Source organism: Agathobaculum desmolans ATCC 43058 (assembly GCF_000701665.1).
Classification (GTDB): Bacteria; Bacillota; Clostridia; order Oscillospirales; family Butyricicoccaceae; genus Agathobaculum; species Agathobaculum desmolans.
Window position 1 is genome coordinate 1 of the sequence record NZ_JNJN01000060.1, and the last position, 12,790, is coordinate 12,790.

The following is a 12,790-nucleotide window of genomic DNA, read 5'->3' on the forward strand; positions in this document are numbered from 1 at the left end:
AAACAAGCTCACCGTTCCCGAAAAAGGAAACGGCGAGCATAACCGCACTATATTTTATTTATTTCTCCGGTCTACCTTGACTGGGGCGGATCATTTTTGTTCTCCTGCTTTTATTTTGCAAAAAAGGAGTGTATGGAATGGCACGAAATTTCGGAATTGGTTCGATTATCGGTTCGGCAATCAGTTCTGCGGTGAGTTCAGCGAACAAGAATAAGGGCAGCTCATCCAAAAAGCCGGCATGGCAGCAGCAGGTGGAGGCAAATTCAGAGAAATGGCACACGGCAAGCCCAGCAGAGAAGGAAGCACTGCATAAGGAAAACCAGCAGATCTATGGTGAGCATGGCTACACTTACGACAGCCACACGGGCGTTTGGTCGCCGCCGAGCAGTTCAAGTGGTTCTTCGCGTCCGTCCGGCGGATCGGCCGGCGGGTCTTTTAGCGGATCATCCGGTGGTTCGGCAAGCTTGCCTTCAATGGGGACGCAGGAAAAGCCGGACTGGCTGAAACAGGCGGAAGAGAACTCTCGATTGTGGCACACAGCCACTACGCAGGATGAAAAAAAACCGCTTGCATGCGGAAAATCAGAAATTATATGCGGGAAGCGGCTATACCTATGAAAACGGCGAGTGGAAAGCACCGGGCAGCACGACACCAAGCAAAGGCGGTACGGTTGGCGGGCTGCTTGGCTCGGCGGTCAATATGGGGCTTGGGATGGCAGGCAGCGCGATGGGGGGTGCGCTGCAAGGCAGCCGGCCGCAGGGCTATAATCCCAGTGTGGATTACGGCGACCTTGGAAGCAATCAGGTGATGGCCGGTGCGGATTGGCGCGACGTGTGGAATACCGTGCAGCTGCGCGACCAGAAGGCAGAAGCGGAGGGGTTAACCAAGTATCAGAACGATGCGACACGGGCAATGCTGATGAGTTATATCAATACGCAGAAGGCAGCAGAAGAGCAGGCGCAGCGCGAACTGGAAGCACAGGAGGAACGCGAAGCGCAGCTGCAGGCGTATTATGAGGCGGCACGCGATCAGATCGCGCAGCAGTATGACCAGTTGCTGCCCGGACTGAACCAAAGCTATGACGAAGCGGCACGGCAGGCGTACATCAACAGCAGGCTGGCGCAAAGAGACCTTCCGGCGCAGCTTGCGGCGGCGGGTATTTCCGGACAGGGCGCGGCGGAATCCACGATTGCGGCGCAGAATACGGCGTATAATCAGGCGTATAACGATAACGAGATGGCGCGACAGAACGCTTTGCAGCAGGTGTATAACAACAAACTGAATGCGCTTGCGGGCAACTCCACACAGGCAGCACAGGCGATGGCGGAGCTGGGCACGCAGCTTGCAGCGGAGCGCCAGAACATCCTTGCACAACAGAATGCTATGAAGAATCAGGCGGTGCAGAACTTTATCAATTCCGGACAGATGATGGGGGCTGCAGGTTCGCTGCCGACGCTTGCCGGCCAGCAAATGGCGCTGGATCAGGCGTACAACAATGCGCTTCTGCAACAGCAACAGCAGAACTCTGACCGTGAATATTGGCTGCGCCTATGGGAAGGCATGGGGACGAACGGTGCCAATGCGGCGATTGCGCGTGCGCTGGGTATTCCGGTGGGCGCGATTTTTAACGCAGGTTCGTACAATCCGAAATATTATTAACTAAGCGGGGCGGGCAACCGCCCCTTTCCTTTTGGGAGGTTTAACATGGCAAAAAAGCTGACAGAGGAAGAAAAAAAGGCACTGTTAAATCAGGCGGTCAAGAATATCAACAGCGGCAAGGCGTTCAGCGGAAAAACCGGACAGCAGGCAGCAAAGGATTATGCACAGAAGCATAATATTCAGCCGAAAGCCCACAGGGCAACGGCTGCGAAATCATCTGCCGGAAAGACTGCGAGCAGGTCTTCGGGCAAGGCTTCGGGCGGAAGCCGCGGGGCGGCGAAAAGCGCCGGGGGAAAGAGTGCGCCCGGCATACCGCAATACCTGCGCCCAAAGCTGACACGGGCAAGCTTGATCAACGAGCCGCTACATCCGGTTTTGCGGGCGAAAATCCATTCAAGGCCGGTGCAGCGAGCAAGCGGCGGTTTCAGCAGCCGCACCCCTGCGGCAACCAGAGAAGGGCTACAGCTTCCGTCGGTTCCCGGAACGACGATGCGCAGCCGCATGGCGGACTTTGACCAACTGACAAAAAACAGTGTGGATTGGCACTTTGCGGATGATGCACGCAAGCAGGAGCTATTTAACCAAAACGAATTGATCCGGCAGAGATATGGTTTGAAATTTGATCCGCACTCGGGCGATACGTTCAGCGGGAATGTTAACCTTTCTGCGTCGGTTATGCCGGAGGTGGAAAAGCAGAGAGACTACGACAAGCAGAATCCGCTTTCCGTGATCGGGCATAATACCGGGGCGGGCTTGGCCGGGATCAGCGGCGGCGCATATAAGACCCTTGACTTTTTGCTGCCGGATGTTATTACCCCCAAAAGCGTGCAGAAGTACATCAACAAAGCAAAGAGTGATGCGGACGAAATCCAAAATAAAGTGCGCGATTACGACTATGCACGAGGCGGCAAGGTTGGCGGGCTTGCGGGTGACTTATACCAAAACGCAATCGGTATGATCCCGCAGGCGGTGATGGCGTACCTTACGGCAGGCGCAAGTGAAGTAAGTTCTATCGGTGGGGCGGCGGATGACGTGTTAAGTCGTATATCCTCGACACTTGCCAAGAATACAAGCGCAATGACCAGCTTTGCAAGCACGGTCGGTTCTGACTATGAGAACGCAAAAGCGAACGGCGCAAGCGATGCGGAAGCGGCGGTTTCGGCAATCCTTTCCTCTGCGGCTTCGGCGGGTATTGAAACTGCGGGCGGCATTGAAGCAGGAAGACGCACTGGAAGCCGTTTGAAAAATGCACTGCAAACCGGTTTTGAGGAAGGCACCGAAGAGGTTGCACAGGGTCTGAGCACAGCAGCGACGGAAAAGCTGGTATACGACCAAGACCGCAAGATGTTTGGTGAGGGCGGCGTGGTCGATCCTGCCAGAATGGGGCAGGAGTTCCTTGCAGGTAATGTGTTGGGTGGATTTTTCGGCGGTGCAAGCAAGCCGGATAGCAGGGTTGAAACATCCCCGGAAAAAGTGAATGATGAGATAGATGTGCGGTCGGCTTGGCGCGATAACAGTACGCCCGCGCTGCCACAGAAAATTACACCTTTGTTGACTGTGGGGCAAGTGACACAAAACCCGATGTATGGCGGGTCGAACGGCGTTTCAGCAGGCAGAGGTCGATTCAATACGGCGGAAGACGTTGGAATCCTATATGGTGGTACACGCGGTCGACTGTATCCTAATTTGCCGGGAAGGGCATCGGATGTTCAAACGCCGGATGTAATGTATGCGGCGCAGAACGGGCAGGTATCTGCAGAGCTCCCGACCGGACTTCTGCCGGAAGGACGGTCGACCAGAACCAAGATTGCCGAACGTGTGGAACGGACGGTGACGATTCCGCGTTTGCGGGCGATCGACGACGCAGGGAATACCAACGGTGGACTGACAGAGCGGCAGCTTGGCTTAACGCAAGCCTTGTTTGACGCACAGCAAAAAAGCGGCGTCAGCGTTCAGGACATTGCAGATGAGATCATAACGCCTGCTGAACAGCAATATGCTGCGGTGCTGAACGGCACAGAGCAGTATATGCGGCATTATAAGGGACAGGGTATAGTTGTAGTCGGAACGGATGAATACGGGCGCGGCGGATATCGCGCCAGCCAGAATGAGCCGTGGTATTCGGACTTTTACACGCAGAATGGCCATGCGCCGCGAAAGAGCGAGATCCCCGCGCTTGCAAAAAGCGTAGTGGATGGGGAGATTGCACGCGGCGGCGGACAGTTTGTATCGCCTGAATTTGCTGCCGAGTACAAGCAGGCAGAGGACGTAAGAGCTGCTGCGGAAGCACTTGGGAGCAATGCGCTTTCAGTGCGGAATACACCGCAGGGTTTGCAAATCTCCTACGGTACACCGGCGCGGACGGCGGATATCAGAGACACGAACGCGGGGCGGTCTTTCGTCAGTCCGGCAGAGCAGGGCGTGGGCGCAGCGCCGTTGAATCCGATGCGGGGCAATCCGGTTGACGCAGCGAATAATACAGCGGATGCGGCGTATCGTGCGCAAATTGATGGGGTGTTTGATGGCACACTTAAAACAGATCGGCAAATTATAATCGGAAAAACGCCAGCAATTTTACAGGAGTTGGGTGCGCCTGATTTGCCGCTTACAATGACACAGAACACGGCGCGTAAGATCGCATACCCGAAAGGGTATATGGGCGGGAATCACAATCTGGGAATTTCTGCGCTTAAGGATTTACCGGCACAACTTAGCGATCCATTGGCAGTTATTCAATCGAAAACGCAGCCAGACAGTTTTGTTGTTTTAACAGAATGGAACGACACAAACGGGAATCCGGTTATTGCAGCGATACACATGAACAAGCGCGGTGTTATTGAGGATGTAAATGCGCTGGCAAGCGCCTATGGCAAACGGAATCTTGAAGCGTTACTTGGGGAAGCACATGAAAATGTGATTTACACAAAAGAAAACAAGAGTATCGATCAGATTCTTGACAGCAGGCTCCAATTGCCTGAGTTGTTATCGGATGATACTCTTGTTGCTTATAGTATAGCACAGAAGCAGCAAAATAACAATACTGCGAATCGAAATCCTGTTCAGCCGGATTCCTCGGTGGGTGCGGCGCAGAGCGGCTTTGACCCATATACGCAGATGGCGAACGAATACGGCACGATTCAGCCGGGCGAGAACCCCGCGAGAATTGTGGATGTGCCGCGGTCTACGGACGGCTCGGACAAGGTGCGGCAATTTGCCAGAACGGCAATGGAAGCAAAGGTCACGCCGGATGAGATGATCCCCGCGTTTGAGCAGCAGGTGCAAAACGGACTGTTCTCCTATCGCCCCAAAAAGGACAAGCCCAGCTTGGATATGGCTGTTAAGATGATCGATCAGCTTGGCATTGAGGGTGCGTTGGCGCGTTGGGATGATGTGACCAGCGGCCGCAGAGCAGCAGGAAAGGAAGATATCGTTCTGGCGGAGCTTCTGTATTCCAAGGCTGCACAGATGGGCGATACGCAGACCACGATGAAGCTGGCGGCGGAAATTGCGGCAGAGGGGACAAGAGCCGGTCAGACTGTACAGGCGCTGCGGCTGCTGAAACGAACCACGCCGGAAGGAAAGCTGTATTATATCCGCAAGACGGTGCAGAATATTCAGGATGGTTTGACGCAAAAGCGCGGTAAAAATGCGCCGCAGATTACCATTGATGATGCGATGGCGCAGAACCTTTTGAATGCACAAACGGAAGCAGATGCGGACAAGGCGATTGATGCGATTTATGATGATGTGGCAAAACAAATTCCGCCCACGTTTGGTGACCGGCTGAGCGCATGGCGTTATTTTGCCATGCTCGGCAACCCGCGCACACACATTCGAAATGTGGTAGGCAATATGGTAATGCAGCTTCCGGTGCGCGCCAGCAACAAATTGAGCGCATCGCTGCAAGGCGCGTTCCTCAAAGACCCAGAGCAGCGCACCCGTTCGCTGAAACGGGCGAAGGGCGCAAAGGAATTTGCCAAGGCAGACTTTGAGCAGATGAAAAATGTGCTTTCGGGCAATGCCTATACCTCTGAAATGAGTGAGATACAGCAGCGGCAAAGACTGTTCCCGCGCCCGCTGCAGGCGGTGATGGATGTCAATACAAATGCGCTGGATGCGGAAGATGCGTTCTTTAAGAAGATGACCTACATCAACAGCCTTGCGGACTTCCTTTCGGCGCGCGGCGTAGATTTGAACAATGTGCCTGCGGATGTGCTGGAACAGGGCAGAACGCATGCAATAGAGGACGCAAAAAAAGCGACGTTTCAGGATGCGTCTGCGCTGGCGGACAAACTTAGTGAATGGGAGAATACAAACAAGTTCACCAAACTTGGGATCGGCGGCTTTCTGCCGTTCAAGCGCACTCCGATCAACATTGTAAAGCGCGGCTTTGAATACAGCCCGGCAGGGCTGATTAAGGGCTTGACTGCCGACTTGAAAAAGGTACGAAACGGCACAATGGATGCGACGGAAGCGATTGACCATATCGCGCAGGGTCTTACCGGTACGGCGATTGCTGCGCTTGGGTATTTCCTTGCGTCCAACGATCTGCTGTCCGCCAGCGAGCCGGAGAACGATAAGGAACGGGAGTTCGGCGCAGCGCAGGGTTCGCAGGAATATGCGCTGAATATCGGTGATTACTCCTATACCATCGACTGGGCGGCACCGGCGGCGCTGCCGCTGTTTGTCGGCGCGGAGTTTTACAATGCGCTGACGCAGAAATATGACGGGGAAGAACAGGCGTTTAATCAGGCAATGGATTCCCTTTCCCGGCTGTTTGAGCCGATGATCAATATGACGATGCTTTCCGGTGTGGGCAGCACGATTCAGAGCGCACAGTACAGCAACACCAACCCGATTTTTGCGGTTGGTGAGAACATTGTGCAGAATTATGCCGGTCAGGTTGTGCCTACGCTGCTTGGGCAGATCGCGCGGACAGCGGATGACACCAGAAGAACGACTTATGTAGACAAAGATAGTTGGGTACCCGATTCAGTGCAGAAGTTTATGCAGCGGCAGGCGAACAAAATTCCGGGGCTTTCCAAGATGCAGCCCGCATATACGGACGTTTGGGGGCGTGAGGACAGGACGGAAAGTGTGGCGCTGCGTGCGTTTGAAAACTTTCTTTCGCCCAGTTATATTAACAAACGCAAAACAACAGACGCGGAAAAAGCTTTGCAGGCGCTATATGATGCTACGGGAGATACCGCAGTGCTGCCGAGCAAACCGCAAAAATCTTATACCATTGAAGGTGTAAAGCACAACCTTTCGGCAAACGAGTGGTTGAAGCTGACGAATGAAAAGGGGAAGATTTCGCTTGATGCGGTGGACGCGCTGACAAAATCGGCGGCGTATCAGGCCATGAGCGATGCGGAAAAGGTGAGCGCAGTTAAGGATGTATACGACTACGCTGCGGCGGTAGCGGCAAACAGCACTTACGGGAAGGAACTGGAAGGCGCAAACAAGACCGTGCACGAAAGCAAGATTGATCCGGGGCTGTATTTTGCGTATAAGGAAATGCAGGACACTTTGAATGAAACCCTTGAAAGCTACGAAGCGCGTGATGCAGTATTCCAGACCATCCGCGATGACAGTTCACTCTCTGACTACCAGAAAAACCAGTTGTATCACACGCTGCTGATGAAGGGGACGAGCCAGAGCCAGTTCGAGAAGTATCAGGCGATCAGCGACAAGGTGACGGCGGCGGAATATGTGGACGCGATGATCCAAAGTCAGGCGATCAAAGCTTATGGCGACGAGCTGGAAGAAGGACGGGCGACGGCGGAGGCGACGGAGTTTTCCTATTACCTTGACCAGATGGGCTATACGGGAGAAAAACGGGATGCACTTGCGAATACCTTTAAGTTCTATAATATGTTCCCTGCCAAGCCTCAAAATTATACCTTCGATATGATGCGTGAAAACGGCAGTCAGGCGGAGCGTGAGAATGTGGGCGCGATCGAATCAAGCGGCATTTCTGCGGCGCAGTATATGCAGATCAAGACCCTTGCCAGCGGCGCAACGTGGGAGAAGGGCAAGAGCGGTGCAAAGCTGGCAGCTTACGGCAAGATCGTATCTGAGAACACCGCAAATTATGACCAGTATGCAGCGGTGATGCGTGCGATGGGGTATAAGAATATCAGCAACGCATATACGGGCAGCGGCACGCTGCCGGATGCGGCGGATATGACCTCCCAAGTGAGCCGTTCCAACACCTTGAGCGAAACCGGAATTAACCCAGTAGCAGCGGGCGAAGGCGTTCGCATGGGCAGCGGCTACGGATACCGAGACGCGCCGACGGCAGGTGCAAGCACATTCCATGAGGGCAACGATATTCCTGCGCCGATGGGAACGCCGGTTGTAGCATATAAGAGCGGAACGGTATCTTATGTGGGTGATAGCGGCAGCGGAGGCAACATGGTGCAGATCGACCATCCGGACGGCACGAAATCGGTATACCTGCATTTGCAGGACGGCAGTTTTGCGGTGAAGGCCGGTGACAAGGTAGGACAGGGACAGCAGATTGCCAAGGTAGGCAACACCGGTATATCTACGGGTCCGCACCTTGATTTCAGAATTATGGTGGATGGGAAATATGTAGATCCTAAGGGATATTATCCCGGGTATTAAACAAGAAGGGAGGGCGTGTTGCCCTCCCTTTTTTCGTGTTGCATTTCGTGTTGCATTTGCCTGAAAAACAGCGTTATTTTGGTATTCTGAGATATATTTTTCTGACGTATAATAACAGAAGAAAAGAATAGAAATGAGAAGAAAAAACGAGAAAAGCCCGTATTTACGGGCTTTTTGTGATGGTGGAGCCGAGGGGAGTTGAACCCCTGTCCGAAAGCGCATTCACTGTGATTTCTCCGGGCGCAGTTTGTCGATTGGATTTCCCGCGGCGGCACGCCGGCAAACAGGCTTGCTGCTTTGGTAGAGTCATGTTACATGACGGGGGCAACTCTTACCCCGTACACGTTCACCACTAAATCGACGCCGGGTCTCAGGACCGTGGTCCTCCCTGAGCCGACGGGCTAAGCCTTAATTAGGCAGCCTGAAGAGTATAATTGTTGTTGTTTAATTTATAAACAAGTTGGAGCTTTTAACGCAGATCCCCGCTGCGGCCCGCTATCCCAGCTTCAACACCCCCGTCGAACCCGTTACGGCCCCATTTAGAAGGAAAGAGAATGGTCAATATCTGTTTTTCGGCACATTAGCGGCTGCGCTCCTTGAGTGCACGGTCAATCTCCCGTTTGGCATCCCGTGCGGCAATGGCGTCGCGTTTGTCATGCAGCTTTTTGCCTTTGCACAGGCCGACTTCTATTTTGACACGCGAATTTTTGAAATATACCGAAAGCGGGATGAGGGAATAGCCGTCCTGCTTGGTTTTGCCGAACAGGTTGGCGATCTCCTTTTTGTGCATCAGGAGGCGGCGGACGCGCAGCGGATCCTTGTTGAAAATATTGCCTTTTTCGTAGGGTGAGATGTGCATGCCGCGCACAAACAGCTCGCCGTTCTTAAAAGTGCAGTAAGAATCCTTCAGGTTGATCTGCCCCTGCCGGATGGATTTGACCTCGGTGCCGGCCAGTTCGATGCCGGCTTCGTATTTTTCCTCAACAAAGTAGTCGTGCCATGCCTTTTTATTGGCTGTAACTTGCTTTGTGCCCTTTTTATCAGCCATGACATATCCTCCTTTGTCGTGGTACAGTTTATGATAGCACGGCGGAGCAGGTTTGTAAAGGCACAACTATGTTACAGCATTCGGCAAAACGCGAGACAATAGAAAAAGGGAAAGGCTGCCCTTTCCCTTTGATGCACTGTTTACCAGCAGATGATGTCTGCCAGTTCGTAAGATGCAGCGCGGCTCTGCGAGTCGAATGCGGTGGCGTTGAAGTTCCAGTTGGTGCTGGGCTTGAGGTTGTTGGTGCAATCGCTGGCGGTGCCGATCTGGTTGCCGTTGGCATCGTACAGGTTGAAGTTGACCTGCGCATACGAGTAGTCGCGGGCGGAATGATTCTGGATCGTGCCGGTCAGGGTCAGTGCACCGCTTTTCTGTTCGGCGGAAACGGCATCGTCAAGCAGGGAAAGTGCAGGTGTGCTGTTCTGTTCGGCAGAAAGCAGCGCGGCTTCGGCCTGCGGTGCGGCATAGGAAAGCGCACCGGTCACAGCGGGCTGCACGGTGATGCCATCCAAGGAAGCGGTGACAGCAGCGCTGATACATACGACAAATACCCAGAACCAAGTGTTCAGAAAAAGCGGGCGGTCGTGCTTGCGTGCGGGAGTAGATGCGGAAAGTGTTTCGTTTGCCATAGGAAAGTCCTCCTTGCCGGAACAGGGGCGAAAACAGCGCCGTGTTCTCGATCTTTTTTTCGGACATAGTATAGCATTTCCAGAGATACCCTGCAAGATTCGAAATGCACAAAACGGGAGCGGCGTGCCGCTCCCGTTTTGGTCAGTTGTTTTTGCGCAGTAATTGCTCTGCATAGCCTTGCAGCTCGCGGGCAGAATGAACGCTTGCGCTGCACGCTGTGATCTGCTGCCGGATATGTGCAGGCAGACTGTGAAAATAGGCGTGTGCACTGCGGTCGATGGCGAGCAGCTCGGTCAGGTTGTGGAATCGATCCATGTATTATTCACCTCACAAGGGAGGATGCCCGCTACATGGTAAGGATATTCTCCAGAATGTTGAGGATTTTTACGCCGTAGTCTGCGCCGGCGGCCCAACCGTAGCCCTGCGGGTTTTCCTGTATGCCCAGATATTGTACGGTGGGTGCCGCACCGCGGGTGACAAGGTGGAAACGGGGATCGATACACTCGTTTTGAAGGAGCTGCCGGTTTGCGTAGGCCTTTAGGTGCTGGATCTGCGCACGGATGCCGAGCTGCGGCGTGGCGAAAACAGCACCCTGCATCCCGTTATCCAACACACCGAGACCGCAGAAGTTATTGCCCTCGAGGGAGACGGCACTGCCGGTAAAGGTGAAGTTGCCGGTTTCCAGACAGGACTGGGCAAAGGCAATGTCGCCGCGGATGCCTTCAGCCTGTCCCTCGGTGAGATACAGAGGAATCATATCGAGCACAGATTGCGGGGCGTTGGGGTTGACCTTGCGCAGATAGGACTGCATTTGCTGCACTGTGGCCTGCGGTGCACCGGTCAAGCCGGTATAGGTGAAGTAGCGGGCGATGGTAGCGCTGCGCATATTATAATAGGAAGCACCCGGACGCATTACCTGTGTCAGCAGCAGGGTAGAGCCTGGATGGGTGTCGGAGAGACGGTAGTCATCCAGCGAGCGCAGTGCGCTGCCCTTGGTGAAGTCGAACACAGCCCATTGGCCGTTGACATAAACGACGTTCCATGCAGTGGACCAGCTTTGTGCCGGAAACGCTGGGATACCGGCTTCGGCGAACATCCAGTCTGCCGCAGCGGCAAGTGAACGGGCGCTGACGGCGCTGCGTTTACCATATCCTGTGACCCAAGAGCTGCTGCCGCCGGTGCGGTATTCGCGCTGCAGCAGGCGGTAGATAAAAGAAACGCGCTCGGTGTCGGTGGGCAGCAGGGACAGGCGAGCCATTTCCGGCGCAAAATAGGCTTTGGCGGCTGCGACATCCTCTGCTGCGGCGCCGCTGGTCAGCGTCAGGCTGTCTGCAAGGGTTACGCGGCTGCGCGCATTTTTGGCGTATCCGTTGCGGACAGAAACTTGCGGCAGCGCAGAAGGGGATGCGCCCAAATAAACCGAGGACATGGCGCGAAAATCCTGCTGCAAATCGGCACGATCCGGATTGTTGAACAGTGCAGTATCCGCCAGATCGGTCAGCGCTGTGCGGTAAAGCGGTGTGGCGGCTGCGGCCTGTCCGGTCATTGCGGCAGTGATGCGGTCGGCCCAATATAGGTTGGCGCGGTGCAGCTTATCCGGTGCAGCGGCATAGGCGGGGGCATCCTGCACGGCGCGCAGGGTGCTGATCAGTGCTTTCCAGTCGGCGGATGCTTTGCCGGAGATGGCGGCTGCGTAACGCGCTGTTGTGGCAGGATAGCCGGAATCAGGCAATACGCTCAAATTGCCGGTCAGATCGTTCATAGCGGCTGTCCAGACACCTTCCTCGGCATAGGGATAAGCAGCATATGCGGTGATGCGCAGATTGTCGCGGTTATAGGCCACGCCGAAATCGGCCAGCGCAGCAAAGGAGCGCAGGCCAATGTAGTTGTTGCCGCGGATATTGTATACGGAGGGGGTAATGCGCTTGCCATTTAGATATAAGGTTTGCATGGTTGGAATGGCGTTGGCGGCAGAAGTGGCTATGTTGTGGATGCTGTCGCTTTCGTCGGGCTCGGGCAGATATGGTTTGCCCATCTCGATCTGAACGGCGTTTGCGCTGTGGTTGTAGGTTACGCCGAAGTTTAGCAGCCGGCCAAGATCACGCAGCTTAAAATAAGTATTACCGCCGATATTGTAGATCGTAGGGTCGGCGGGACGCCCGGCGGTATCGGACAACGTGGTACTGGTATAAAAGGCTTGTCCGCCGGAAGCAGCGGGAAGCGCGGTGACGGCGGATGCGGTGCATGTCAGCGCGGCAGCCGTCAGGGCAGATAACAAAAGTCGTTTCAAGATGATCCCCTTTCGGTATTATAGATGTAAAAACAAAATCAGCTGTCATTGGTATAAAAAAGCAGTTGTTGGGTATTATACCATAGCAGCACACGGCTTAATCAGAAAGCGATGCTGGTATTATTGCAAAATAGGTGTGCAATGGCCGATTTACGGCTATTATACCATAGGATACCGGCAAGGACAAAGGAACTATCAGGCAAAAGAAGAAAATCCTCGAAAAAAGTCAAAAAACAGTTGACAATGCGGGGGAGGAGGAGTATACTAAATGAGCTGTCCCGGAAGGGGCGGCGGCCCGGAAAAAAGATTTGGAAAAAACGAAAAAAGTTGTTGACAAATCCGGAACGGGCTGATATACTGAATAGGCTGCTTCAAAAAGAGGCGGCGGTCAGAAAAGTTCGAAAAACGGCAGGAAAGCTTCGGAAATCTTGAAAAAAGATTGAAAAAAGTTCTTGACAAAACGAACTGAGTATGATAAACTAAGAAAGCTGCCAACGCAGCGGATTGTACCTTGTAAATTAAACAACGAAAAA

The 12,790-nt window shown here is 53.9% G+C and carries 8 protein-coding genes and 1 other RNA gene; 3 read left to right on the top strand and 6 right to left on the bottom strand.

All coding sequences use genetic code 11. The annotated features are described in order from the left end of the window. On the top strand, positions 1-214 hold a 214-nt coding region (locus T363_RS16475), incomplete at its 5' end, for a hypothetical protein (protein WP_034972382.1). A 135-nt stretch (positions 215-349) separates the two neighbouring features. Here the strand turns inward: T363_RS16475 and T363_RS16480 are convergent. Beyond that, positions 350-538 carry a hypothetical protein gene (locus tag T363_RS16480; RefSeq protein ID WP_207640630.1) on the bottom strand — a complete coding sequence of 63 codons (189 nt, stop codon included), beginning with the start codon at positions 536-538 and terminating at the stop codon, positions 350-352. A 14-nt stretch (positions 539-552) separates the two neighbouring features. Between T363_RS16480 and T363_RS0112515 the strand changes: the two genes are divergently transcribed. Continuing rightward, positions 553-1,659, top strand: coding sequence for a hypothetical protein (locus tag T363_RS0112515; RefSeq protein ID WP_031476350.1), 1,107 nt, complete (start codon positions 553-555; stop codon positions 1,657-1,659). 45 nt (positions 1,660-1,704) lie between these two features. Continuing rightward, positions 1,705-8,289, top strand: coding sequence for a peptidoglycan DD-metalloendopeptidase family protein (locus tag T363_RS0112520; RefSeq protein WP_031476352.1), 6,585 nt, complete (start codon positions 1,705-1,707; stop codon positions 8,287-8,289). A 180-nt stretch (positions 8,290-8,469) separates the two neighbouring features. Here T363_RS0112520 and ssrA read toward each other — a convergent pair. From ssrA to T363_RS16855, 5 genes are all read right to left on the bottom strand, one after another. Beyond that, positions 8,470-8,826, bottom strand: a transfer-messenger RNA (tmRNA) gene (ssrA, locus tag T363_RS15720). 43 nt (positions 8,827-8,869) lie between these two features. Continuing rightward, positions 8,870-9,337, bottom strand: a complete 468-nt coding sequence (gene smpB / locus T363_RS0112525) for an SsrA-binding protein SmpB (protein ID WP_031476354.1) — start codon at positions 9,335-9,337, stop codon at positions 8,870-8,872. 140 nt (positions 9,338-9,477) lie between these two features. Further along, a complete protein-coding gene (locus T363_RS15285) occupies positions 9,478-9,966 on the bottom strand; it encodes an FxLYD domain-containing protein (protein ID WP_051643272.1) in 489 nt (162 codons plus the stop codon). 142 nt (positions 9,967-10,108) lie between these two features. Beyond that, positions 10,109-10,282, bottom strand: a complete 174-nt coding sequence (locus T363_RS16125) for a hypothetical protein (protein ID WP_154658808.1) — start codon at positions 10,280-10,282, stop codon at positions 10,109-10,111. Between the two features lie 31 nt (positions 10,283-10,313). Continuing rightward, positions 10,314-12,257, bottom strand: coding sequence for a glucosaminidase domain-containing protein (locus T363_RS16855; protein WP_407919084.1), 1,944 nt, complete (start codon positions 12,255-12,257; stop codon positions 10,314-10,316). Positions 12,258-12,790: the final 533 nt, after the last annotated feature.